The sequence below is a fragment of the Raineya sp. genome (genome assembly GCF_053497555.1).
Genome location: NZ_JBRCWE010000016.1, coordinates 15301 through 42249, shown reverse-complemented (window position 1 = coordinate 42249; position 26949 = coordinate 15301). Strand labels below are relative to the sequence as shown.

Genomic DNA, 26949 nt, shown 5'->3' with positions numbered 1-26949 from the left:
GCAAAGTTAATATTTGTTTTTGAAACGAAAAAATGATTTTTGTCAGGGAAATTATATCAAAACACAATCTTTTTCCTAACTCAACATAAAGGCAATATCTTCGGCAGAAAACTGCTTAAAAAGACCTTCTTCGGCATTTATCAGATTTTGAGAAAGGGCTTTTTTTCGTTCTTGCAAGAGCAAGATTTTTTCTTCAACACTGCCGTGTGTGATAAACTTGTAGGCAATTACATTTTTGGTTTGCCCTATCCGATAGGCTCTATCAATGGCTTGGGCTTCTACGGCAGGATTCCACCAAGGATCCAGCAAAAAAACATATTCGGCGGCAGTAAGGTTCAGCCCTACACCACCTGCTTTGAGAGAAATGAGAAACACTGCCGTATGAGGGTTTTGCTGAAAATCATTGACTTGCTCTTGCCTATTGGTAGTGGCTCCGTCCAGATAGGCATAACGAATACGATTTTCTTCTAAATATTTACGGAAAATAGCCAAATGTTTCACAAATTGACTAAAAATAAGCACTTTTTTACCTTCGGATAAAAGCGTTTGCAACTTATAGGTAACATCTTCCATTTTGCCCGAAACACCCTGAAAATCCTTGTTGATGAGCTGTGGGTGATTGGCAATCTGACGCAATTCGGTAAGGGCTTTGAGAATAACAAATTGCGATTGAGCTACCCCAAATTTTTCTATTTGCTCTAAAATTTGATTTCTGTGTTTAGATTTGGTTTCTTCGTATATTTTCGCCTGTTCGGCACTCATTTCGCAAAAGGCGATATGCTCCATTTTGGGGGGTAGTTCGGTAGCGACTTGCTCTTTGGTACGCCGTAGAATAAAAGGACTGATGATTTTCTGCAATTTTCCCAGTTGTGCTGTATTTTCTTCTTTTTCAATGGGTTTAAGAAAATTTTTCTTGAAAAAAGATTGCTCGCCCAGCAAACGAGGGTTAGCAAAATTCATCTGCGACCACAAATCCAAAAGGCTATTTTCCACAGGCGTACCCGTGAGCAAAAGTCTTTTTTCGGCTTTCAGTAGGGTTACAGCTTGTGAAATATACGATTGTGGGTTTTTGATTGCCTGCGACTCGTCTAAAATTACATAATTGAAAGCAATTTTTGAAAGTTCCTCAATATCCATTCTCACCACGCCGTAAGAAGTGAAAATTACATCAAATTTGCGTAAAAAAGGCAATTTTTGCTCTCTTTGCGAGCCTGTATAGGTGGTTATTTGCAAAAAAGGTGTAAATTTTTTTGCCTCCAATTCCCAATTATACAGCAAAGAAGTGGGCATAATCACAAGCGAAGGTTTTGAAGTACCTTTTTCTTTTTCATTTTGCAGAAGGGCAAGGGTTTGCAAAGTTTTTCCCAAACCCATATCATCTGCCAAAAATCCGCCCAATCGGTTTTCGGATAGAAAGCAAAGCCAGTTGAAACCTGCTTTTTGATAGTTTCGCAGAGTTGCCTTCAAGCCTTGTGGCAAGGGATAGTCTTGTATTTCTTGCGATAGCAGATTTTTCAGTTTTTCCTGAATATTTAGCTCAAATTCTTCATTTTGGGCGGCTTCTTGCAAAATGGGTAAATGGTATTTTTCTAATCGGATTTCATTGTTTTCGCTTTGAGCCAAGTAAAAAATATCGCCATAACGGCTAAACCATTCATCAGGGATAAGGGCTATTTCGCCATTGGGCAAAGGAAATTCTTTGATATTTCCTAAAATGTAAGGGCGTAATTTTATGAAAGGAACTTCATACTCTCCGAAACGAATAATAGCTTTCAAATCCAACCAATCCGCTTTTTCAGTGGTTTTCAGCGAAATGAAACTTTTACCAAAAAAGTATTTTTTCCCACTTTCAAAGTTTTGCTCCAGAATAATCTGCTCGCTGGGTAAGTTTTCAGCATTTTTTTCAAGCCACTGCAAAGCCTTTTCAGGGGGCAGATAGAGCCTTCCTTTGCTGATTTCCAAATTTTTATTTTTCAGAAACTCAAAAGTGTTCTGTTCAAAAATTTTGTTTTTGATGATTTTACGAAAAAGATAACCTTCTGCGTTTTTTTCTAACTTCACAAAAGCGGGTTTGTGGTCGTTTTCGGCGGCAAATACATAAGAGCCATATCGGAAGAATAGCTCAAACAAAAAATCTACTTCCTGCTCTACGGCTTCGTTTCCTGCTTCAAACAGGTTGTTTTCTGCCACTCTGCAAACTGAGCCAATACGCAAAATTGCCTTTGGAGCAAAACTTTCAGTAATGATTTCAAAGCCGCTCCCTTTGGCAGAAACATCAAAAGAGGCTATCAGAGGCAAAACGAATTTCTGAAAATAGTTTTCTTCTACATTGCGAGGAACATTGATATACCATTTTTGCAAGAAAGGTCGCAGTTTGTTGCCGTCAATGTTTTGTTTGAAATGATACAAAGTATTTTCCAAAAGCAACCAAGCCATCTGGTTGCATAAAATTCGGGCATCTTTGAACTGAAAAGTAAGTTTTTTGCCTTCGTATTGTAAAGTAGGGAAGTAGTGAGTTTCTTTTTCATCTCTTACAAAATGAAACAGCACCGAAACAGGGTTTTGTGCAATCTGAATAGCTTTCCAAGCAGGATTGCCGTCTGTTCCCATTACAAAAAAAGGCTTTTGGTGCGTTTGAATAAGTTTGAGAATTTCGCCAATTCGGCTATCTACAAATTCATCAATGAGTGTTTGCAGGTTTTTATCGCCTTTGGTTTTGTCATATACTTTCAGAAAAAACTCGTTTGGGTGAATCCGTTTGTTGTAAAATTTGCTTACAATGTATTCGGGCTGAATGGCATCGGCAAATTTGATAATTTTGAGGTCGGTTTCGTCTATATTTTTTTGAAACTCTTTGGCAGTTTTCGCTGAAAGGGCTTGATAGGAAAAAGTTAATTCCCCTTTGCTATTGATTTGCACCACAAAAGGGGCTATCAGATAGCCCAAAAATTGATGATTGAAAAGCGAATAAACTACTCGGAAAGGTTGTGAGGTAACTACTTTCATAGCAAAAAACGCTTGGTGTAAGTTTCAAAAATAAGGTTTTCTTTCGTTTGAGCCAAGCGTTTTTTGTAATTTTTGTTTTATGTTTATGTGAATTTTACCATTTTATTTGTAGCGTTCCATAAAACCCTCTGCCATCGGCAGGAATAATGCCCGGACCTGGGTAGCCTTCGGCTCGGCGAGTAAAATAGCTTTCGTTGAGAAGGTTATTGATAGAAAACTCAGCACGAAAGAACTTCCAAGCATACGCAAAAGACCAATCTAAAACTTGATAAGCAGGAATAATACCCTCTATGGCAGAAGCGGTTCGGCGGGTGTTGGTAGCATCAGAAAAATGCTCGGCAGTGTGGGCGTATTGTAGGGTAGTGCTGAAATGTTTGTATTGAAGCGTATTTCCCCACCGCAAAGTAATAGGCGGCACCATTTCTACTTTTCGGTTTCGGATAGCGGTTTCTTGGGTGCTTATGTAGCGGGCATCAATGAGTGCAAAATTGGCAAATACTGCCCATTTCCACGCAGAATTTTCTTTGCCCAAAAGTGGTAAAAGTGAAATTTCTCCGAAAGCCTCTATCCCTATGTTGCGGGCATCGGAAACATTGGTACGAAAGCGATAATCGTTGAATAAGATGGTATCGGTACGCAAAACCTGACCAATTTTGCCGTTGTATTTCAGCAGAAATAGCGTAATTTCGTAATTAAATAAATGGTGAGCTTTGCTTCGCAAGCCTAAATCGGCAGTAAAGCCCTTTTCGTCTTGAATATTGGCATCAATGCGTAAATTAGGGTTATTGATACGCAAATCGGTAAAGTTAATGGCTCGGTAGTTTTGAGAGAAATTGGCATACAATTCTGTTTGGGGCTTCATTTTATAGCTTACGCCCACGCCCGCAAACACAAAACCGCGTTTGCGTGCTAAATTTTCAGAAATTTTGTCTTGTACAATGATATTGCCTGCTCCGTCTTTTACATAACGCTTGTAGTAACCTTCGGCGAAGGTTTGAATATTTTCGTAGCGAATACCCGGGGTAATGCTCCATTTATCATTGATTTGAAAGATATTTTCAGCAAAAAAGGAATAATTCGTATTAGGAAAACGATAGTTAGAATCTTCTACGTCATCAGGATTAAGAAAAGTAAAATTAGCATCAGAGCTGTTTGTGCCGAAACCTTGTTGGGCGGTACTATTGCCTTGGTAGATTCTTGCACCGAGTAAAATTGTATGTTTTTGGTTGGAAACTTTGTAATGATGTAAAAACCTTATTTCGGAGCCAAAATTTTGGAATTTTCCTGCAATTAGGGTTCTTTCTTTGCCAAAATCAGCCACGTTGGCACGTTCCAAATTACCCAAAGCAAGCCTTTGAGCAAGCAAGCCAAAATTACGAATATTGATTTGGCTATTATCGTTGAGTTTGTACGTAAAAAGTAGAGCAAGCAGGTTCCAATCTACACAAAACCAGTTCCTTTCTCTCAATGATTGTCGTGGGTTTTCTTCAAAATTCTTGTCGGTAAGTCCGCCCGGTTGCTGGGCTAAATATTGCATTTTAGTAAATTGCCACGTAGCTGAAAATTTTTTGGAAAAAGCATATTCCAAAGAAGTGTAAAAGTTATGATAATTGAAAGCGGAATTGGGTCGGTAGCCTTTGCCTGTTTTGTAGAGGTAATACGCATAATAGTTTAGTTTGCCGATTGTTCCGCCTGCACTATTAAAAGCACTCCAAAAGCCCCAAGAACCCACCGACTGACGGCTTGTGAGTTCTATTTTTTTCTCACTGCCTCGCTTAAACTTGAAATTCAACATTCCGCCAAATTGCGTGCCATATTGCAAAGAAGCCGCTCCTCGTACAATTTCTATGCGTTCCAAAGCCTCCACGGGAGGCGTGTAATAAGATTCAGGGTAGCCCAAAGCATCGGCAGAAATATCATAACCATTTTGCCGAACATTGAAATTGGAAGTGCGATTCGGGTTCAAGCCTCTGCCGCCGATGCCTAACTGCAAGCCTGCTTGGTCGCTTTCCCAGATGTTCAGCCCTGTGATACGAGAGAAAATTTGTCGGGCATTGTTTGTGGCAAAGTTGGCTGTAAGGTTTTCAACATCAACGACTTCACTTTTTTTCCCTTCGTAAATACCAAAATTTTCTACATTTTGTAAGCGGGTAAGCCCCAAAAGGCGTTCCTTTTCGGCTTGTATGGTAATGGCTTCAATTTCATTTTCAAGGTTTTCTAAAACAATGTTTAGAAATAAATCGCTGTTTAGTTCTATTTCCTGAAAGTAAGTTTTAGCATTTTCGGCAAAGGCAATTAGTACATATTTTCCCTGTGGAACGGCAGTCAGGGTGAAATTTCCATTGGCTTGTACTTGGCTTTGAAATTTTGTACCCTGCAAAGCCACTATCCCCATAGCGATTGGCTCTCGGGATTGCCTTAAAGCGATTTTACCCGAAATATTGAAAGTCTGCCCCCAAGTTATCAAGGGTAAAAGTAACATTGTATAAAAAAGCTGTTTCATAGCCGCAAAATCAAAAGCGAGGCAAAATTACAAAATTTATTTAGACAAAATCTAAACAATGTAAAAAATTTATTTTTTTGTAGAAAACGAATATACTACGAGGGCTACATTTTCTTGGAAATTTGAAAAAAAGCACGTAGAATTGCGTATGTTATGAGTTAGTAATAATTGTAAAACGACACCTTAACAGATAAAAATAAGCAAAAAATGAAGTATCCGAATATACGAGAAGAAGAACTCAAAAATAAAGTAGCACAGGATTACTTTTGGCTTTATGATTGCACTCGAATTATTGGTAATGTAGATTTTTGTGTAAGTATGCTCCAAAGCCAAAAAGAACTTTTTGAACGGGAATCTCTGCTTTGGGCAGAAGCTAAAAAAGGTGTTTCTGATATTTACAAATCTATCGTACAACTTATACTTACCATTGGTAAGGCAAGAACTTTTGATAAACACTTGCCTCCTACATTTTTAGGAGCATTTGATGCCGAAAAAATTGCCTTTATCCCCTATAATGATATTCACGAAGTTTTTTACATCAACGATTTCAACTGGAATGTAACTCCTTCCAACTATGATACTAAAGAGTTTAAGTTCGTTTATGAAAAAGTAAAATCAGTAATTGATACGAAAGCCTTACTTTTTAGCTTCCTAAATGATGACCGAGAGCTAAAAAAATTCATTAAAAACAACTTTGTTGTTGGTAAATTTGGCTTGACCAAAATCAAAATTGATAAAAACAATTTTATGGTCATTTACAACAAATGGTTGCAAGCCGTAAAGCCTACCATTGCTGTTAATTGGGAAGTTGCTAAAAAAAATGGAATTATTGATGGCGATTTTTACCTTGCTGACTTGCTTTCCCAAGAAAATGTTACTTTGAAAGATAAACTTTTCGTTTTACTCAATAAAGATCACTATGAGCTTGACCGAAAGATTGATGAGGCGGGAATGTTTAGCAGTAAAAGAACCGAATTCAAAGATAAACAAGTTGCTCATACGCAATTTTGGAATAAATACCACCGACCCCCAAAAGAAGATTACTGGGATTATATTGTTGCAAGGCGTGATTTGCTTGTTCCGCAAGATGTGAGAGAGCGAAAAGGTAGTTTCTTTACCCCTCAAATTTGGGTAGAGCTTTCTCAAAAATATTTGACTGATGTATTGGGCGAAGACTGGCAAGACGAATATTATGTGTGGGATTGTGCCGCAGGAACAGGCAATTTGCTGGCGGGGCTTACCAATAAGTACAACATTTGGGCTTCAACCCTTGATAAACAAGACGTAGAAGTAATGCACGACCGCATCAACAACGGTGCAAACCTGCTGCACGACCACGTTTTTCAATTTGATTTTTTGAATGATGATTTCTTGCCCCAATCCGAAGGCGGTAAAATGCCCGATAGCCTCTTTAAAATTATTTCCGACCCCGAAAAAAGGAAAAAATTAGTGGTATATATCAATCCGCCTTATGCGGAAGTTTCAAGTGTTGGCGTTAAAGGGAAAGCAGGTGTAAATAAATCTAAAGCCCACGACAAGTATTCAAAAAAAATTGGCACAGCAGGTAGAGAAATTTTTATTCTCTTTTTAGCAAGGTTATTTGACGAATTAAATGGTTGTATAATTGGAGAGTTTTCTAAATTGAAAGCGTTGCAAGGGTCTGCATTTTCAGAGTTCCGTGACTTCTTTAAAGCCGAGTTAGTTAAATCATTTGTTGTTCCAGCTTACACTTTTGACAACGTTAAAGGCAACTTCCCTATTGGCTTCAAAATTTGGAATACTTCTGTTAATAGCCCATTTGAAGAAACACAATCCGATGTATATGATGAAGCAGGTAATTTAATTGGTCAAAAGACCTTTTCTGTTACAGAAAAGAGCGACTTTATAAACAAATGGATTTCCAAATACAAAGTAAAAACAGACTTTATTGGTTTTTTAGTAGGAACTAACGGGAATGACTTTCAACAAAATGGCATTGTTTACATTCTCAACAAGAAGGAACAAATGGCAAATCCAAGGGGCATTTGGATAAGCTCACAAAATTTAATTCAGGCTTCAATTTATTATGCGGTTAGACGTTGTGTTGCTCAAACTTGGCTCAACGACCGCGACCAATTCCTCTATCCAAACGATGGCTGGCAAACCGATACCGAATTTCAAAGCGATTGTTTAGCTTTTACGCTATTTCACGGGCAAAATCGTATTTCATCAAAAGAAGGCACAAATCACTGGATACCCTTCACGGAACAAGAAGTTAATGCCCGAGAAAAGTTTGATAGTAATTTTATGAGCCAGTTCATAAACGGCAAACTGAAAACCGACAATAACGGAAATTTGTTTGGCGACCAAACCCAAAGGACAACGCCACTTGTTTTTTCAGCCGAAGCCCAAGCAGTCTTTGACGCAGGGCTTGAGCTTTGGAAATATTACCATAAACAGCCCAATTGTAATGTAAATGCTTCACTTTACGATATAAAAGAACATTTTCAAGGCAGAAACGAAGCAGGGAAAATGAATCATAAAAGTTCAGACGAAACTTATATGAACCTAATTGGCGACTTGAGAGAAAAACTCAAACAACTTGCCGAAAAAATAGAACCCAAAGTTTACGAATATGAATTTTTAAAGAAATGACAAGATAAGAACAACTGGTACTAACAGCGATTGGGCATAATCGCAGGTTCAGCACTTCGTATGACTTTTTTTCATATAATTGAAGTACGGCTCTTCGTACCAAGTGTAGTGCTAAAAATCCGCTACAGAAGATAACTTGCTTATTGATAGTGTGTTTGAGGACGAAAATTGGGACTAAAAAATGATGGCTTTTTACCAAACGGCTGTGGGAAATTTTTATCGCAAAATCCACTTTTTGGGGGCGAAGGTATCTTTTTCTTTCATTAAATCTATGTGGGGGTCAATGAGCAAACGGCTGGGGTGTCCGTTAAGCGTAACATACACTTCTGCTCTTACTTGGGGCTTGCAAATGCCTTTTTGTTGGTAGTATTTGCCTAAAAAATGAGCAAATTGTAAAATCATATCGGGTTGCATAGCCATTTGTTTTTCCTGATGAGCGTTGAGAAATTCACTATTATCTACTGCACCCTCTCTGCCTGTGCAAGTATCTTTCACGTAAAAAGTAGCCGTTCCTGCTTTTTCCATAAGCATCACACGCCAAGAAAACCGATAGCCCTCCTCTGTCCAAAACAAATTTCCTTCGTATAGCAAATACCGCCAAGGAAATAGAAACTGAAAGATAAAAAATACTCCCAAAAAAATCATTGTTAAAGTTTGGCGTATAGAATATTGTCTTGCTTCTGCAATCATAGGAGAGGTTAAAGGATTTTTTTCAAACTCAAAAAAAATTAGTGTTCCACCAATCATTACAAGGGGGAAAACACCAATCTGAAACAACAGCCCCACAAGCGTATGAAACACAATAACAGCAAGATACGCCCAAATTCGTGTTTTTCGCCACATCAAAAAAAACGGAATGGTACAATCGTAAATCATTCCTGCCCAAGAAAAAACATAAGGAGTGATTTTCCAAGTAAAAATTTCACCTATAATGGGCAGTTTGTCGCTTGCAGGAAGCCAAATTTTAAGCGGTAGAGCATTGATGAGCCAATCGTAATTGATTTTGGCAAGTCCTGCATATACATAAACAATTGTAATTTGCAATTTGAAAATACCTATTACCCAACGAGGTACAAAATAACCTCTTTTCAGCACAGGTGGAGGTGAGGGTATGATACAAAGTAAAAGACAAACTAAACTTACAAAATAATAATGATTGAGATAGTACGTTAGGTCAATTAGTTCGGTGTAGGTGAAAGTTAGAAAAAGGGCAATAGCTGAAATTCTGTACCAAATACGAGTAGCGAAAGCTACCCCCAAAGCGGCGAGTATCATTGCAAAATGCACCACATAGAGCCAAAAACGAGGCAAAGGTTCTACCCATTCAAAACCCCAGTATTTGAAATGAAACATCGGTTCGGTGTAATGGTCTTCTATCCAGCCCAAAGCCATAAAACGTACCGTTCCGAAAACCAGCAATAGCCCAAATGCCAAACGAAAAACCCCTAATGGATAAGCAGGAATAGGGGCTGAAAGATGATGAACAAACTTTTTCATTGTTTGTTTAATTCTTGCATAATTTGTTCTATTTCTTGGGTAAGAATGGGTAGATATTTAGTTATTATTAGCCAAATAATATCACAGGAAACCGTATCATAGCCGTGTATAATCCTATTGCGAGTAGCTATAATTTGCCCTCTTAATGTCTTCAAGCCATACTTTTATGTTTTCCTGCATACACTAATTTCTTTGTCCGATTGAGTATTTCTCTAAATATTTCATTTTTAATAGTTTTAGCCTCTAAAAGGTCGATAGGTCTTTGAAAAATATCCTCTAACGTAAATTTCAAGGAAAAATAATTTTCCGCATAAAGGATAGGGTCTTCGTCATAAAAAGCGACTATAAAGTCTATATCGCTATTTTCATTGAATTTGTTTGAAAGAACTGACCCAAAAACAGATAATTCTTTTACATTGAGCCTTTGACAAATTTGCTCTATTTCTTTTTGGTGTTTTTCAAGTAATTTCATAAATTATTTTTCCTCAAATTTACACAAAAAATCTTTTTGTGTATCAATCTCCATCGCCACTGCTGTATGTAATGGCAATTCCTAAAAGCGAACTCATATCACTTTTGAAAAAACGTGTGTGTTTTTGCAATTCGGTGTGTAATTTGTCAAAAGGTGTAGGGTTAGAGGTAATTTGTTCGGAAATGCGAGGGATTTGAGGAATACTGTTGTAGGTATTCATTACGATAGCCCATTGAGCTTCGGTAGAGGTAATTAGGGTAGTTCCACCTTCTACACTTTCTAAATATTCTTTGAAACCAATGCCGTCGTTGCCGTTTTTATCTTTGCCGTACCAAATATTTTCAATAGCTTTCAAATGCTCGCCTATCATTTTGAGCGTTTTACCCGAATAATACGCTTCTACGCGTGTAGGTTCGGTTTGGGTTTGCCCAGGACGCTTTCCCAAAGGCAAGCCAACTTTGTAATTTTTAATGCTTTCAAAACTTTTAATAAATTCATTGTAAAGTTGTGAAGTACTGCTACCTACGTCTGTGCCTGCATTGCTGATAAATTCGTTGTAATAGCTTCCGTTCCACGCAGAAACTACTTCATCAACACGCGTTTTGATGTTATTTACCACACCTACCAAAAAACTTTTACGATTAGCAGAACTGAAATTGCTTAAAATGTCGGCATTATTGCCATTGAGGTCAAAAATAAGATATTCTACTGCTAAAAAGCCCCGAGCATCACGATTGAAATCATTGAAATTAGCGTTATTGTTGGCAATAAAATTTTCAATTTTAGTTACGGAAACAGGAAAAGTACCGATTTCCTCTATCAATCCCTTGCGAAGCCCTTGCTCGCCTGCGGGACCGAAATTGTAGGCATTCGCATATTGCCAAGTAGTGTAGGCATTTTCCCAGGCTAATTGCAAGGTTTGCAAATTTTGTAATGTAGTATTTTGAACGAAGTTATCCGTAGCGGTTTTAAGTATATTTACCTGATTTTGCAATTCTTGAAAAGCAGGTTTGATAAGGTTTTGAGCGAAATTTTCAAGCATTTTTGTTCTATCAAAGCGGTCAGAAGGTTCAGAGCTTTTTTTCTTGCAGGCGAAGGCAAGTGTTGCGAATAGTACTATACAGAGAAATTTTTTCATTTTACGAAAATTTTGAAATTCAAGAAAAAATACCCTCTCTTTCCTGAAAAAAGAGAGGGGAAAGATATATTTAACGCCCTTGCAGAGCTACCCAATTATTTTTGAAACTTTCAATTTCGGCATTTGTGAAGCCGTAAATGTTTTGTAATTTGCTGATAGCCTGTTGTAATTTAGGCAATTGATTTACGGCATCGGTTACGAACAAATAGCAAGTAGGGGTAGCGTTGTAGGGGGCATTGAAAAGGGTAAGAATTTCATCTATTTGTGCATCGGTGATTTTCTTGTGATTTTGGGGAATAGTCCGAAATCCGTGAATGAAACCAATAGCTTCGCCGAGAGCGTGTAAAGCAGAGCCTTTTTGGGCATCGGTGGGGTTGGTTTGGCTTAATGTTGCTATTACGCTGTGGCAATAATTGATAGCTGTTGCGGCAATGGCTTTTTCCCAAAGCAGTTTAATTTCAGCGATAGCATCATCTCTTTCTTTGTTGTAAGCAGTTCCTGCCTTAATAGCCGCTTGCAATTTGATAAATTGCTTTTTGATTTGCACATAAAGGCTGTTATTATCGTTGATGTCGCTACGACGAGCGGCGTAATTAGCGGCAAATCTATCTCTTACGTTAGCGGGTACGTTGTTTGAACCTGAATTTGAAAAATTAGGTGTTGCACCGAAAATAGCTACCAGTTGGTCGGCAGTGGCTTCGGTGAAATTGCCTGCATTGATAAGGTCAAGGGCGTGTTTGTAGAGGGTAGCTCCGAATTGTCCTTTTTCGATGAGCTGTTCAATTTCCAAGCCGTTTTCATCAAAAAGATAACCGCCGAGTACGCCTCCTTGTCCTGTAGGAGGTGCAGGGGTATAAGAACCTTGTCCGCTGGCTTTGGCGAGTTCATCAAACCAACCGCCTGTGCCTTCCAATCGTCCTTTGTAATAACTTGTGATAATATTTGCCAAACTAGGATTTCCTGCAACAAAAAGATTATCCAAAGCCGTTTTGCTCACCGTAACCGAAGGGTTACGCCCTTTTTGGGCTTCTTGGGTAAGCGTAGCAAGCTGATTGAGAATGTTGGTTTGTACAGAGCTGTTTGCGTCAAAATTTACCCCGTCATAAGTGCTTGGAATTACCAAATCGGGGCGGGGGCTTTCTTTTTTCTTGCAAGAAGCCCAAACAAGCAGAGCAAAGGCGAAAAGATAGGTTATTCGTATCATAACTGAATTTTTTAGGGTTTGAATTGAATTAGAATATTTGCCCCAAAGTAAAAACTTATTTAGACTAAATCCAAATAATTTTAATAAAAAAATGAAAAAAAACACTCAATTATTTGAAATTGAGTGTTTTGTTGCTTTGTGTTTGTGTAGAGCTTAATGCTTATTTTTTAGTGGGGGAATTGGAGATAGGGGCATAATCTCCTCTTTTATATATTTTCGCTTCCTTATCCTCTACAAATTCAAAAGTTGCTTTTTCTTCGTTGTAGCGAGGTTCGTACCACTCGCCTTCAAATTTGATGTAGGGTAAAGAATTTCTTTTTCCCCGCATAATCATTTTTACATCTCCTATATCTAAAAAAACTTCGCCACAATCTACATCAACATCTTCAAAACTAAAAGGCATAAAGTTTTTAGTGTCTTTTTTGATGAATTTCCACCTACCATTTTGCTTGACGGCAATGATGGGATTGTGTATGGTAAAAGTTTCCCCTTTTTTTACACCTAAAATTTTACTATGAAAAGTTTTTCCTGTTTGCTCGTATTCAAAGGGAATAAGCACCTCATTGCTGTTTATATCAATGACGCCCCATTTGCCATTCTTTTTCGCAGAAGTAGTGTGGTCGCAACTGCTGTAAATCATTTCGTATTCAAAGGGGATAAGCACCTGATTATTTTCGTTGATAAGTCCCCATTTTCCATTTTTCTTTACGGCGATGTTGTTGCCTACTGCATAAGTTTCAGCATCTTCGTACTCGTAAGGAATGACTAACTTTTTTTCTTTCAAATCCAGAAAGCCTACTTTTTTATTTTGTACCACTTTTTCTGCCATTAGTTGGGCAGAAAGATTTTGATAACTCGCAAGAGCTATGGAGAACAAGAATACAAGATTTTTCATAATAAGCTATTTAATCCCAATATTTGTTTCCTTTAGTGTCAATATAGCCAAGAATACCATTTTCTACTACCAAGAACAAATCTTTTGAGTATATTAAGTGTAAGAAAACTTCACCTCGGCTACTAACAAAATTTCCGGTAAAATTTTTTCTTAAACTATTCAAAAATTTATCTAATCTATTGTTTTCAATTAACCCAATATCATCATATTTGCAAGGAATTATTGCTTCTCCTTTGTTGCTAAAAATACCCCACTTTTTTTCTTTTTTTGCAAAAATGAAGTCTTTACTCGTGAAAATTTCATCATATTCGCAGGGTAAGACTTCTTGAGCATTTTTTGATATTACTCCTTTTTTTCCATTTTTGACTACACAGGCTAAATTATATGGAAAGATAATTAATTGTTCAGTATCATACATTCTAAAAAGTAAAAATTCGATAAGGTCATATTTGTTGGATGGTATCAATGCTTTCCCATTTAGCTTGTAGATTGCTAAAATTCTATATCCAGGCTTTACTAGTACCAATAAACTATCATTTGAGATAAAGGAAGCAGAATTTTCATCTATTTCAGCTAATTGATTACCTTTCTTATCAAAAATAAGAGTTTTCTTTTTGGCATTATCGATATAGTTGGTATTTGCATCAACATTTACAGTGTCAGGATAGGTAAGAACGGCGGTAAATCCAAATTTGAAATCAGTAGCATACGCATACTTGCAAGGTATGATTTCTTTCCCATTTGCATCAACAAAGCCATATAAAGCACAACTTTTAATAGTTTCAGTTCCTTGGTTACTTACTATTGAGATATATTCAATTTTGCTTGCTACTTTTGCCATTCCTTCCTTAAAATCTTCTATGCAATAATACTTGAATGGAGTAACCAGTTTTCCTTTTTCATCTTTTAATGCCCACAACTCATCTTTTTGAACTTTTGCAAGATTTGTATTAAAAATTAGATTTTCAGGGTTATAGCAATATTTATCAAATTCGTTTTCTATATTACTATTTGATGATAAATATTTTGATGGTTTATTCGTTTCTTTTCCGTTTGTATCTATGTAACTTAATTGATTATTTTTTATCACCACAGCTACACCATTGTTGAAAGGGTAACGAACTTCACTATATTGAAAATTTATGATAACCTTACCTTTTGTATCAATCGTACCCCATTTCTTTCCTTTTCTTACAAAAGCGATATTTTCTCTAAAAAGTTGAACTTCATCATATTCACAAGGTATGATTATTTTTTTGTTTTTATCGCAATATCCCCATTTCATTTGCTTGTTACGATAGGGAATAAGTTCTACTGAACTTTGGCTAAAGGCTTTCTGTTCTAAAAGTAGGTTTATACTGATTAGAACGGAAATAAAAACTACTTTTTTCATATAATTTTGATTTTAAGGTTATTTTGAAACAATATGCTTTTTGGCAATCAATTCATTTTTGATTTGCTTGAAATTTTTGCCATTTGCTAGCTCGCGGGCAACATAAGCCGTAACCACAGGGGCGGCAAATGAAGTTCCTTCGGCATTGGGCAAAACGTGCATAGGCGAAACTTGAAGCTGGTCATAGACGGCAGTGGCATACACTTTTACATTTTTTCCGTAGTTAGAAAAACTTGCCTTTTGTGTGCTTGTTTTGTCTAATCCGCCAACAACGATAGTATTGGGTAAATCTATAACCGCAGGGACGGAAAAAATGGCATCAATATCGCTATTTTCATTACCTGCCCCTATCACAAAAAAAATATCGGGATTTTCTTTGAAAACTTTGTAAAGGCTATCGTGAAAAAGCTTCATCCATTTTTTCATTTTTTCAAAGTTTTCTTCGCTATAAATGCCTAACTCTGTAAGGAATTTTTTAAAGAAATCGGTACGAGCCCCCCAACTAATATTCACAACTTTTACATTATGAGCCTTAAAATATGCCACAGAAGTACGAAATGCCTTATCAAGCAAAGCAACATCTGCTTCAGGACTACCCAAAAGCCTTTTTTTGATATTCTCTAACCATTCAGCTTCTTTGGGTCTATCCACATATTTCAAAAACCCAACGCCTACCAGCTCTACATCGGGATTATTGCGTAGTACAATGCCTGCTACGGCTGTTCCGTGAAAATAACGGGATAAGGTTTTTCCTGCCGAATCATAAATAGGAGTATATTCGTGCAAAGTAGGCTGTTCTTGATAATCAAAACCTATACCATAGACATCATCTACAAAGCCATTCTTGTCATCATCTTTGCCATTAGGAATTTCACGAGGGTTTATGAAAATATTTTCATCAGGAAAGGTGCGAACATCAAAAAACTCCCAAACACTCACGCGAATTTTGGGTTTGGCTTTGCTTTTTTGGGCATCGGCACTCACTAAAAACAGGCTCAATATAATACTGAAAAAGGCTTTTAGCATAACTTTGGAAATTTTACCAAAATTACTTGAAAAAGCCTAAAATGATATACGTCATTTGTGGTATTTTGCTAAATGCCTCTAAACAGCACAAAACCTTCCATATAATTGGGGATTACTACATTTTTCCAATGAAATTTTTCTTGAATAAGTGAGGCAAGGCTCTGCGAGGCTTCTTTTTCGCCGTGAGTGATAAAAGTAATTTTAGGGCTTTGCTTGAAATTTGAAATCCATTGCAAGAGTTCTTCTTGGTCGGCGTGGGCAGAAAGTCCTGCAATGTATTCAATATGAGCTTTTACGGGTACGTATGAGCCAAAAATTTTGATAAATTCTTTGCCTTCTAGCAAATCTCTACCTCTTGTCCCTTCTGATTGGTAGCCCACAAATAAAATAGTATCTTGGCTGTTGGGCAAGCGATTGTAGAGATGGTGCAAAATTCTGCCTCCTGTTGCCATTCCGCTTGCTGAAATAATAATAGCCCCTTTCCTGATTTCATTGAGCGAAATAGATTGCTCCTGACTTTGGTAATAATGAATATTGGGGTGTTTGAGAAAATTGGGTTCTTGCTGAAAGACTTCTTTGGCAAGCGAGTGGCAGTCGTCATATTTGTCGTAAAGTTCGGTTACGTCTATTGCCATTGGGCTATCTACAAAAATAGGAGCATTAGGAATTTCTTGTTTTTCAAGTAGTTGGGTAAGGTAATAAAGCACACTTTGGGTTCTGCCTACGCTAAAAGCGGGAATTATCAAACAGCCATTTTTAAGGGTTTGCCTGACTATCCTACCCAACTCTTTTTCAGGAAATACATCAATATTATCTCGGTTGCCATAGGTAGATTCAATAAGCAAAATATCTGCCTCTTGAATAGGCGTAGGTGGAGGCATCAGAGGGTCTTGGTATCTGCCCAAATCTCCTGAAAATACTATTTTTTTGTTTTCTTTTTCGCCTTTGAGCAGAACTTCAATGATAGAAGCTCCAAGAATATGTCCTGCGGTTTGGAAACGAATTTCTATGGTATCGCTGATTTTTATCCACTGCCTAAAAGGGTGGCTGATGAGTAGTGGAAATACTTTTTGAGCATCTTTTTCATCATAAAGCGGCTCGGGTGGGTTATGCTTGGAATAACCTTTTTTACTAGCGTAAAAGGCTTCTTCCTCTTGCAATTTGGCGGAGTCTAAAAGTAAAATTTTAACCAAATCAAGGGTAGGGTGGGTGCAATGAATAGACTTTTTGTAGCCTTGTTTTACCAAGCGAGGCAAATAGCCTGTATGGTCTATGTGAGCGTGTGTGAGCAAGATACAATCAATTTCAGCGGGATTGATAGGGAAATCAGACCAATTCAGTTCACGTAATTCTTTTTTCCCTTGAAACAAACCGCAGTCTATCAATATTTTGAATTCATCTACTTCCAGTAAAAATTTAGAACCTGTAACTTCTTGCGAAGCTCCCAAAAAACGAATGTTGATATTCATAAGCAAAAAAATTAAGCCAAAATTAAAATGATTTTCAAGATTTACAGGATTTGACTTATTAGCTTTGAGGAATTAGCGATAAAAATTTCAAATCAGCTTTGAAAATTAGGAAATTTGCTTGGAAAGAGCTTGGTTTTTTAGAAAAAAATTTCTTGGGCAAGGCGAAAAGTATTGCAATGAGCTTCTACAATATCGGCAATTCGTTCCGAATAACCGCCTCCCATACTGATAGCAAGTGGAATTTGATTACGCTTGCAAGTTTCCAAAACAAATCGGTCGCGGGCTTTACAACCTTCCAAGCTCAAACCCAATCTGCCGAGCTTGTCGGTATGTAGTACATCTACCCCCGAAATGTAAAAAATAAATTCAGGCTGATGTTTTTCTAATAGCCTTGGCAATGTATTTTGTAAAATTTTCAGATAGGGTTCATCTGTAATGCCATCGGGCAGGGGTATATCCAAGTCGGATTTTTCTTTTTGCAGAGGATAATTTTTCTCGCCGTGCATACTAAATGTAAAAACTTGCCAATTGCTTCTAAAAATTTCGGCAGTGCCATTGCCCTGATGAACATCTAAATCTACTACTAAAACACGCTTTGCCAAATTGTTTTCTAACAGATAGTTGCTTGCTATTGCCACATCATTGAGCAAGCAAAAGCCTTCGCCTCTATCTGTAAAAGCGTGATGTGTGCCACCTGCTACATTCATTGCTATGCCGTATTGTTGAGCATACAAGGCACAATCTATGGTGCCTTGGGCAATAATGATTTCTCTTTCTACCAAACTTTGGGAAAGTGGAAAGCCTGTTTTGCGGATTTCGGATGGAGAAAGTGCAAGATTTTTTAGTTTTTCCCAATAACTTGCTAAATGTGTGTTGGTGATGTATTTTTCCTCAATAGGACGAGGCGAAAAAAAGTTTTCGGTGCTTGCTGAGCCTTCATAGAGCAATTGTTCGGGAATAAGGTCGTATTTGAGCATTGGGAAGCGGTGTCCTTCGGGAAGTGGGTGGCGATAGAGAGAATTCCAAGCTATTTTGAGCATTTCGGCAGTGATATTTAATGAAAAATCTGGCTTTAAGACGTTTGAAAGAACTTATTTCCACGCTTCTACTATCATTTTTTCAACTTCTTTGCTTTGGCTTGAAAAATTAACTCCTACCAAGAAAATTTGTTTTGCATTACTATCCAGATGTTGGTAATATTTTTTTTGATGAATTTGCTCTATCGCTTTTTCGGCACTTTCATCAAGTTTGAACTCAAAAATATAGATTCGGTTTTGGTAAGAAAGTATCGCATCTAATCTACCTTTGGAAGTACGAACTTCTGCTTTGACGAAGTAGCCTGCAAGTTTGAGAGCTAAAAATACAATAGAATGATAGTAGGCTTCTTTTTTGGCAAGGAAAATTTCGGCAGGAATATCAGCAAAAAGTTGGTTGAGTGTTTGCTCAAAAAGCTCAAAGTCGTGGTTATGAATAGCACGAGCTAATTTCTTAGCATTTACATCACTACGAGGATTTTCTGAAAATGCAGTAATCAAGTATTGTAGCATAGATTGCTCTACCTCTTTGTTGGGATAATTAAGTAAAAAGTTGCCAAAATCATCTTTTTCGGCAATAGTAAGATAGCCCGTTTGGAAAAGTAAAGTTTCTGTATTGAGGTTATCAATATCAAAAGTATTGATACCCGCCAAAGAAATAGAAGTTTGGGATAGATTGAAATAAAGTCTTTCTTTAAGTTTTTGGATAAGAAACTTGGGCGTACCTGATTCAAACCAAAAATTGTAAAATTCTTTTTGAGTAAGGAAGCGTAAAATAGAAAAAGGGTTATAGACTCTTTCACGGGCATTCCAAGAATAGCCGTTGTACCATTCCTTGATTTCACTAAGAAGCTGGTCTGTGGATTTGTTTTGATACTCGGCGGCTTTTTGGATATGTTTTTCAAAATAAAATTCTAACTCTTTTTGCGTATAACCAAGCAAATTGTGAAAATCGCTGTAAAAAGTTAGGTCAGTGAGATTATTGAGGTCGGAAAAAAGAGAAACTTTGGTAAAACGCGTAATACCCGTTAGCAAAAAAAAGCGAATATATTGCGAGTTTCCTTTGATGATGCCATACAAAGCCCTCAATACCTCTCGGTGTATGTAGGCTTGCTCATTTTGGTAAGTTTCAAGTACATCAGTAATAGGCTTGTCGTATTCATCAATAAGAATAACTACTGCCTGATTAGCTTGCTTATGGAGTTTCTGGATAAGCTCTGCGAATTTGCTGCCAAGGGTAGTTTCTACCAAACTGACCCGATAATTTTGGGCAATATCATCAAGTTTATCGCTGATTGCTTTTTCTAAGCCTTTTCCTCTGAAATCCAAGCTACTAAAATCCAAATGAACAACAGGAAAAGACTGCCATTCAATTTTATCATAAATAAAAAGCCCTTCAAAAAGGTGTTTTTTGCCTAAAAAAATTTCTTTAAGCGTGCTAATAAGTAAAGATTTTCCAAAGCGGCGAGGTCTTGAAATAAAGAAAAACGAACCTCCTGAACTGATGAGCTGAAAAATAAATTCAGTTTTATCTACATACACACAGCCACGCTTCCGTATTTTCTCAAAATCTTGCTCACCTACGGGCAAAAGAGGAAGGTTTGTAGGCATCATTTTTAGGTAATTTAGATATTTTCATTCCAAACGCAAACAACTTTGTTTTTCAAACTATCCCAATGATACGCTCACGCCCTCTAATCGCTCTAAACTTTCCAAAAGTTCGTTTTCTATGCTTATAGCATATTTTTGGGAAAAAGTTTGCACTTGCACATTTTCTTTACTATCCCATAGTATCATTTTGAGGGGTATTTTGCCTTTGTTTTCTTGCAAAAGTGTTTCCAGCTCAGCGGCTAAACGCTCCGAAAGGTGTTGTAAATCTACTTGTAAAATAAGACTTTTGATAAGTTTTTCGCGGGCATCTGTCAGAAAGTCAATAGTCTGAACTCTAAACTCAAATTCCTCGCCATTGTAGCGTTTTTGGATTTTACCTTTGATAAATAAAAGAGCATCTTGCTTGACAAAAGGCGAAAATTTGGCATAATCCGAACCGAAAAGGCTTATTTGCAAACTGCCATCGTAATCTTCTATTTTGAAAGTGGTGAAATAATTACCATTTTTGGCTTGTTTGGTCTGCACTTCCGTAACAATACCTGCAATAGCAATTTCTTTATCCTTGTAAAAAGGTTCGGGATTTTCTTCGCTTTTAGGTCTGAAAATATCTTTCAGGCGGCAAGAAGTGAATTTCTCAAGCTCAATTCTATGAGCATTGAGCGGATGCCCCGATATGTAAAAACCTACAACTTCTTTTTCCTTGTTCAGGCGTTCCAGATTGCTCCAAGTATTATAGTTTTTAGGTACTTTGGGCGGAGGAATGAGTTGAGCCGTGCCACCCCCAAAAAGCGATTGCTGAGCATTGCTTTTTTCTGCTTGAATGGCATTGCCATAACGGATTAGCTTTTCAATAAAAGTGGCTTCTTCATCTTTTTCTTTGGCAAAATAAGCCTCACGAGGAATTTCTTTGAAACAATCGAAACAGCCCGATTGAGCCAAACTCTCCAAAGCACGTTTATTGACCGACTGCAAATTTACTCTTTCTACAAAATCAAAAATAGATTTGAACTCACCATTTTTCTGTCTTTCTTCAATGATATTAGCAACGGCAACTTCGCCAGCTCCTTTGATAGCCGCTAGTCCGAAGCGAATTTGTCCCTTTTTATTTACACTGAACTTATCGGCACTTTCGTTGATGTCGGGTCCCAGCACCTCTACACCTTGCTTTTTACACTCTTCCAAAAAGAAAGTAATTTTTTCAATGTTGCCCATAGAGTGTGTAAGCACCGAAGCCATATATTCAGCGGGGTAGTGTGCTTTCAGATAGGCAGTTTGAAAGGCAATAAGTGAATAAGCGGCAGAGTGAGAGCGATTGAAGCCATATTCGGCAAAACGCTCCATTATGTCAAAAATCTCATTGGCTTTCTTTTCATCAATATTATTGAGTTCTTTTGCTCCTTTTACAAATTTATCGCGTTCTTTTGCCATTTTCTCTTTATCTTTCTTACCCATAGCCCTACGCAATAAATCTGCTCCGCCAAGCGTATAGCCTGCAACAATCTGAGCCGTTTGCATAATTTGCTCCTGATACACCATAATACCGTAGGTGTGCTTCAAGATAGGCTCTAAAAGGGGGTGAGGATATTCTACGAGTTCTTTGCCGTATTTACGATTGATATACACGGGAATAAAATCCATAGGACCAGGGCGGTATAAGGCGTTCATAGCAATCAAATCCTCAATATTGGTAGGTTTGAGCTTACGAAGCCAAGTTTGCATACCCTCGGACTCAAACTGGAACGTGCCGATTGTATCGCCTTTTTGGTAAAGTTCAAAGGTTTTTTTATCGTCAAGGGGGATTTTATCAATATCAATTTTTATACCGTGATTTTTATGTATTAAATCAATGGCATCGCGTAGGATAGTGAGGGTTTTTAGCCCCAAAAAGTCCATTTTGAGCATACCCGCCTCTTCAATTACTTTGCCATCAAATTGTGTAATCAGTAGAGGGGTTTCGGGGTCGGTACAAACAGGGATATAGTTGGTAATATCATCAGGGGCAATGATAATTCCTGCGGCGTGTACGCCTCGGTTGCGTACAGAGCCTTCTAGCACCAGAGCTTCTTTCAGAACGCGACTGCGAAGGCTATCTTCCTGCAAAATTGCCTTAATTTCAGGTTTTTCGTACTCATCTTTGAGTTTCGTGCCCGGCTTATCGGAAATAAGTTTGGCAAGTTCATTGGTTTCGTTGAGTGGCAGTTCCAGCACTCTGCCCACATCTTTGATAGCCATTTTTGCCGCCATTGTGCCATAGGTAATGATAGAAGCCACTTGGTTTCTACCATATTTTTCCACAACATAGTCAATAACTTTTTGCCTACCTTCGTCATCAAAATCGGTATCAATATCGGGCATAGAAACGCGTTCGGGGTTCAGGAAACGCTCAAAAAGCAAATTGTACTGAATGGGGTCTATGTTGGTAATGCCAATGCAGTAGGCTACTGCCGAACCCGCCGCCGAGCCACGTCCCGTACCTACCCAAACCCCTAGCTCGCGGGCGGCATTGATGAAATCTTGTACAATTAGAAAGTAACCCTCAAAGCCCATTTTTTGCATTACTTCCAGTTCGTAATGGAGACGTTGCTCAATTTCTGCTGAAAGCGAGCCGTATTTGCGTCTTGCCCCTTCAAAAGTAAGGTAGCGGAGATATTCAAACTGCGATTGAAAGCCCTGTGGAAGTGGGTAATTGGGCATTAGAATATCCCGTTTGAGTTTGAGATTTTCTACTTTATCGTAAATTTCATTTGTAAAATCCAGAGCCGTAGGAACATCAGCAAAGAGCGTGTTCATTTCGGCTTGAGTTTTGAAATAAAATTCGTTGTTGGGAAAAGCAAAACGCCCCTTGCTACTTTCTTCATCTGTGGCTTTGGGGTCCGAAACTTTGGCACCCGTATTGATGCAGAGCAAAATATCGTGGGCGGCGGCATCTTTTTCATCTACATAGTGTGAGTCGTTGGTGGCAATTACTTTTAAGTTGTATTTTTTGGCAAAACGCAAAAGTACCTGATTTACATCTTCTTGGCTCATACCATTGCCATTTACGTTTTCAATGTGGTGGCGTTGGAGTTCAATGTAATAATCTTCACCGAATACATCAATCCACCATTGAAGCAGTTCTTCGGCTTTCTGCTCACCCTCGTACATTATTGCCTGCGGGATTTCGGCACCCAAACAGCAAGAAGTAGCAATCAGCCCTTGATGGTATTTCAAAATTAGTTCTTTATCAATGCGAGGATATTTGGCATAATAGCCTTCAATAAAGCCCAAAGAGCAAAGTTTGGAAAGATTTTTATAACCTTCGGCATTTTTGGCAAGTAGCAACTGGTGATAGCGTTTATCTTTTTCGCCTTTCTTGAAATTTTTTTGAAAGCGGTCTTTGACAAGGTAAAACTCACAACCTACGATAGGTTTTAGTCCTTGGGCATTGGCTTCTGCTACAAACTTAAAAGCCCCGAACATATTGCCGTGGTCGGTAAGGGCAAGGGCTTTCATACCATCATTTTTGGCTTTTTTCATCATTTCTTTAATACTTGCCGCTCCATCAAGTAGCGAAAATTGCGTATGGCAGTGCAAATGCACAAAAGGGATAATTTGGGACATAGAAAAGAATGATTTTGAAGGTGCTAATTTCGTGAAAAATAGTTTTTGAGCAAAACGGATTTAGCAATTTTGCAAAAACTTGTAAATAGCTCCTTCTTTGAGCGAATAATGAGAAACGCGAATTTGTGAGATATGATATTTGCTAAGTACAAAGTCCAGAAGGCAAGAAGCAACGACAATCATATCGGCACGCATTGGGGTCATTCCGGGTATAGCGAGCCTTTCGGCGTGGTTTTTTTCTAAAAATTCTTGAAAAATAACTTCAAATTCGGCTCGTGTGAAGGCACTTTCTTTGGCATTGTAGTCTAATTTTTGATGCTTTTTGATGTGATTGATGTCATCAATAGTATCAAAAGTTCCCGAGCAACCAATAAGCACTTCAATAGGGTAAATTTTTAGTATTTCGGAAAGAGGGGAGAGGGTTTGTTCTAAAAAATCATTGAGAGCTTGTCGTTCGGAAGGGGTAATTTTTTCATTTTGCATAAATCTATCTAAAAGCCTTTGAGCTCCGATTTCAAAACTTTGTTTCCATAGCATTTTTTCGGCATTGCATACAATAAATTCCACACTACCCCCGCCAATATCCATAATGAGGGCATTGCCTTTTCCAATTTTGAGAGCGGCTTTAACGCCATAATAAATCAGCTCCGCTTCTTCATCACCCGAAATAACCTGTACCTGCAAGCCTGTTTGCTCACGTACAATTTCAATCATTTCTTTTTGGTTAGAAGCATTCCGAAAAGCACTTGTTGCAATAGTCAGGGCGTTTTCGGGGGCTATTCCATAATACTGCAATACCTCGCAAAACTGATGAAGGGCTTTGAGCAGACGTTCTTGGGCGGCTTCGGTAATAAAGCCATAACTGATACCGCCTTCACCTATTTTGGTAGCTATTTTTTCTTTGTGTAAAATGCGAAAAGGGGTAAAAATTTGCTGTTGGGCGGGCAGTTCTACCACAAGCAAATGAGCTGTATTGGTGCCAATATCAATAGCGGCAATATTTTTGGCAGTATCCGAATAATCTTTTACTTTTGGGCGATATGAGTGCAGAGTGTTCATAAAAACGACTGCAAAATTAGTTTTTTTGAGCGAAACTCAATCAAAATCAATGTGATTTTTTTGTTAAGAAATTGAGCAAATTGCTTGCCAAATGTTACTGAAAGTTATTTTTTTAGTTTTGGGCTTGCTATTTTTTACTTTTTCATTGGCAGTTTGGCAGGTTTCTTATGAAAGTGTCCTAACTTGGGTAGCCCATAGTTACCCTTTCGATGAAGCTCAATGGAAAAAACTTACTTCTCAAATCCTAAATCCTCAAAACTTTCGGTATGTTCAAATTTTTAGCACTTTTGGTGGTTTGCTTTTGGCTTTGATAAGTTTTTGGATACAAAGGAAAGTCCTGCAACTACAAAGTTTCCTTGAAAGGCTCAAGCAAGATTTTTTGCTAAAAGTATCATCATTTTGCTATTCGCTCCAAAAAATGAACAAAATTCAGAAAATAACAATTGTTATTTTCTTGCTTGTAAGTATTCTGTATAACAGCTTTTTGCTAAATTTCAAGATAATCCACATTGATGAGGCTTTTAGCTATGTTCATTTTGCAAGCAAAGGTTTCTGGGTTTCAGCACTTTATTACCCCAATCCTAATAATCATATTTTGCTTAATCTTTGGGTAAGCCTTTGGGAAGACTTTTTTGGAAACAAATTGTGGGCAATTCGCTTGCCTTCAATGCTTTGCTTACTTTTTTTGCAGATTTTGCTATTTCGTTTTTTTCTGAAAAGAAATTCATTTCAGGTGGCTCTGGCTTTGGTACTTATTTTTACCTTGCTTTCACCGATACAGGCATATAGCGTAAGTGGGAGAGGATATCTGTTGCTTACACTTTGGGTTTGGCTTAGCGGGAATGCTCTTTTGCAAATTCTTGAAAAAGTACCCCAAAACAAAAGGGCTGTTTGGGAAAAAATCAGTTTTTTTTTAGCGAGTATTGCAGGTTTTTATACGATACCGCTTTTTCTATATTATTTTGCGGGCTTTTTGCTTTCGTTTGCGGGGATTGTTTTACTTCAATTCAAAAGCTATAAAAATCTCATATTCAAAAATTTAATGCTTCCCGTTTCAAGTATTTTCGTGGCGGTATTTTTCTTGTATTTGCCTATTTTGTTGCTCAATGGTTCTGAAAATCTTTTGGCTACTTCTTGGCAAAATGAGGCAGGTAAGCAGTTTCGTGAATCTTTTTGGAGTTATTGGCAAGATTTTGGAGATTTTTGGCTGGGGATAGAAGGGGCTTATGCTGTTTTTTTACTATTGCTACTACTTGGTTTTGCAGTTTTTCTAAAAAGTTCGTCCCAAACTTCACTTCAAACAAAATTTTGGTTACTCTTAATGATTTCTGCTCTGATTTTGATGATTTTACAACAAAAACTCTTACCCCAGCGAACTTGGATAGCTATGGCAATTCCTCTTGTATTTGTTCTTGAAAATTTTTTGATACGTATTCCCAAATTTTATCAAAACCTATCTTTGGCTTTTACCATTTCCGCTCTGATTTCTCTGCAAGTTTATCAAGTGCGTACCTATCCTCAAATTCATTCGGCTTATGTAGATTGTTTTCAAAAAATAAGAACTTTAAGACTTAAAGCAAACGAAAAAATATTCAGCAATGATTTGATTTATCAGAATTTGATAGCTTTTTACAATTTGCAAGAAAAGTGGGGCGTGCAGGTAGATTATAGCAATAAAAATAAAAATTACGATTGGGTGATTTTGGATAAATCGCTTGATGTTCCTCTGAACCTAGCAAATTATCAAAAGGTGCAAGAAACAGCTTGGGTGGAAATTTGGAAATATCAAAAGTGAGAGACCCCCTCTCTAGTAATTACAATTATATCATTCTGTTCTATTTGGGTGATAATTTGAGAAAATAACTCCTTAAACACTTGTTTTAATTCTTTTGTGCTGATATTTCCAGTTTTTACGAGTATTAGTTTATGTGGCTCTTTTTTCAATGCGAAACTATCCCAAAAGTCCAAGTCTTTTGAAATTACAACTAACTTATTTTCAATAGATATTTTAATGATTTCATTATCTTTGGTATTGTTTCCTTCTGGTAAATCAGTTGTATGAATAGCCTCATAGTTATTTTCTATAAAGGCTTTACAAAGAGAAGGCGGCAGCTGAGCATCAACTAAAAATCTAAGCGACATTCAAATTTGATGATTTTAATTTTATTACTTCAACAGCGTACTGCAGACAAGCTAAAACATCTTCACGAGTAAGGTCTGGAAACTCTGCCAACAGGTCTTCCATAGTATCTCCACCAGCCAAATATTCTAAAATACTGGACACCAAATAGCGAGTATTGCGAATAGTTGGCTTGCCGTGGCAAACCTCACTGTTTAATGTGATACGATTGAGTAAATTTGCCATTTTGATAAGATTTACAAGATTTCTTAAATTCTTATTTGACGCT

At 37.5% G+C, this 26949-nt stretch carries 19 protein-coding genes; 2 read left to right on the top strand and 17 right to left on the bottom strand.

All coding sequences use genetic code 11. The annotated features are described in order from the left end of the window. Positions 1 to 75 precede the first annotated feature (75 nt). Both ACWITO_RS01820 and ACWITO_RS01815 read right to left on the bottom strand, forming a co-directional pair. The gene (locus ACWITO_RS01820; RefSeq protein WP_448528306.1) at positions 76 to 3006 is read right to left on the bottom strand and encodes a DEAD/DEAH box helicase; all 2931 of its coding nucleotides are present in this window, start codon (positions 3004 to 3006) and stop codon (positions 76 to 78) included. Between the two features lie 94 nt (positions 3007 to 3100). Further along, complete coding sequence (locus ACWITO_RS01815; protein ID WP_448528305.1) at positions 3101 to 5488, bottom strand: TonB-dependent receptor domain-containing protein; 2388 nt, start codon at positions 5486 to 5488, stop codon at positions 3101 to 3103. 228 nt (positions 5489 to 5716) lie between these two features. On the opposite strand from ACWITO_RS01815, the gene ACWITO_RS01810 reads away from it, so the two are divergent. Then, on the top strand, positions 5717 to 8143 hold the full coding sequence (locus ACWITO_RS01810; protein ID WP_448528304.1) for a hypothetical protein: 2427 nt from the start codon (positions 5717 to 5719) through the stop codon (positions 8141 to 8143). A gap of 216 nt (positions 8144 to 8359) precedes the next feature. Here the strand turns inward: ACWITO_RS01810 and ACWITO_RS01805 are convergent, their stop codons facing one another. The 13 genes from ACWITO_RS01805 to ACWITO_RS01745 form a co-directional block, all read right to left on the bottom strand. Beyond that, a complete protein-coding gene (locus ACWITO_RS01805; protein ID WP_448528303.1) occupies positions 8360 to 9640 on the bottom strand; it encodes an HTTM domain-containing protein in 1281 nt (426 codons plus the stop codon). Then, positions 9637 to 9795 carry a HepT-like ribonuclease domain-containing protein gene (locus tag ACWITO_RS01800; RefSeq protein ID WP_101358457.1) on the bottom strand — a complete coding sequence of 53 codons (159 nt, stop codon included), beginning with the start codon at positions 9793 to 9795 and terminating at the stop codon, positions 9637 to 9639. Before ACWITO_RS01800 ends, ACWITO_RS01805 begins: the two co-directional genes overlap by 4 nt. Further along, entirely contained in the window at positions 9792 to 10112 is a 321-nt protein-coding gene (locus tag ACWITO_RS01795) for a nucleotidyltransferase family protein (protein ID WP_448528302.1), read from the bottom strand. Before ACWITO_RS01795 ends, ACWITO_RS01800 begins: the two co-directional genes overlap by 4 nt. A gap of 43 nt (positions 10113 to 10155) precedes the next feature. Continuing rightward, positions 10156 to 11250 (bottom strand): imelysin family protein, encoded by a 1095-nt coding sequence (locus tag ACWITO_RS01790; RefSeq protein WP_448528301.1) that lies wholly within the window; start codon positions 11248 to 11250, stop codon positions 10156 to 10158. Between the two features lie 70 nt (positions 11251 to 11320). Beyond that, the gene (locus tag ACWITO_RS01785) at positions 11321 to 12454 is read right to left on the bottom strand and encodes a DUF4856 domain-containing protein (RefSeq protein ID WP_448528300.1); all 1134 of its coding nucleotides are present in this window, start codon (positions 12452 to 12454) and stop codon (positions 11321 to 11323) included. 160 nt (positions 12455 to 12614) lie between these two features. Beyond that, complete coding sequence (locus ACWITO_RS01780; RefSeq protein ID WP_448528299.1) at positions 12615 to 13349, bottom strand: WG repeat-containing protein; 735 nt, start codon at positions 13347 to 13349, stop codon at positions 12615 to 12617. A gap of 10 nt (positions 13350 to 13359) precedes the next feature. Further along, positions 13360 to 14742 (bottom strand): WG repeat-containing protein, encoded by a 1383-nt coding sequence (locus ACWITO_RS01775; protein ID WP_448528298.1) that lies wholly within the window; start codon positions 14740 to 14742, stop codon positions 13360 to 13362. A gap of 18 nt (positions 14743 to 14760) precedes the next feature. Beyond that, positions 14761 to 15768, bottom strand: a complete 1008-nt coding sequence (locus ACWITO_RS01770; RefSeq protein ID WP_101359761.1) for a S8 family serine peptidase — start codon at positions 15766 to 15768, stop codon at positions 14761 to 14763. A gap of 68 nt (positions 15769 to 15836) precedes the next feature. After that, a complete protein-coding gene (locus tag ACWITO_RS01765) occupies positions 15837 to 17237 on the bottom strand; it encodes an MBL fold metallo-hydrolase RNA specificity domain-containing protein (protein WP_448528297.1) in 1401 nt (466 codons plus the stop codon). A 137-nt stretch (positions 17238 to 17374) separates the two neighbouring features. Then, complete coding sequence (locus ACWITO_RS01760) at positions 17375 to 18277, bottom strand: histone deacetylase family protein (protein ID WP_448528296.1); 903 nt, start codon at positions 18275 to 18277, stop codon at positions 17375 to 17377. 51 nt (positions 18278 to 18328) lie between these two features. After that, entirely contained in the window at positions 18329 to 19885 is a 1557-nt protein-coding gene (locus ACWITO_RS01755; RefSeq protein ID WP_448528295.1) for an AAA family ATPase, read from the bottom strand. A 54-nt stretch (positions 19886 to 19939) separates the two neighbouring features. After that, a complete protein-coding gene (gene dnaE / locus ACWITO_RS01750; RefSeq protein ID WP_448528294.1) occupies positions 19940 to 23482 on the bottom strand; it encodes a DNA polymerase III subunit alpha in 3543 nt (1180 codons plus the stop codon). Between the two features lie 60 nt (positions 23483 to 23542). Beyond that, positions 23543 to 24541 carry a Ppx/GppA phosphatase family protein gene (locus ACWITO_RS01745; protein WP_448528293.1) on the bottom strand — a complete coding sequence of 333 codons (999 nt, stop codon included), beginning with the start codon at positions 24539 to 24541 and terminating at the stop codon, positions 23543 to 23545. 91 nt (positions 24542 to 24632) lie between these two features. Between ACWITO_RS01745 and ACWITO_RS01740 the strand changes: the two genes are divergently transcribed. Then, a complete protein-coding gene (locus ACWITO_RS01740) occupies positions 24633 to 26336 on the top strand; it encodes a hypothetical protein (protein ID WP_448528292.1) in 1704 nt (567 codons plus the stop codon). On the opposite strand, the gene ACWITO_RS01735 is transcribed toward ACWITO_RS01740, so the two are convergent. After that, positions 26327 to 26683 carry a DUF5615 family PIN-like protein gene (locus ACWITO_RS01735; RefSeq protein WP_448528291.1) on the bottom strand — a complete coding sequence of 119 codons (357 nt, stop codon included), beginning with the start codon at positions 26681 to 26683 and terminating at the stop codon, positions 26327 to 26329. The two genes, ACWITO_RS01740 and ACWITO_RS01735, sit on opposite strands and share 10 nt — an antisense overlap. Next, positions 26673 to 26906 (bottom strand): DUF433 domain-containing protein, encoded by a 234-nt coding sequence (locus tag ACWITO_RS01730; RefSeq protein ID WP_448528290.1) that lies wholly within the window; start codon positions 26904 to 26906, stop codon positions 26673 to 26675. The genes ACWITO_RS01735 and ACWITO_RS01730 overlap by 11 nt, the downstream gene beginning before the upstream one ends. Positions 26907 to 26949: the final 43 nt, after the last annotated feature.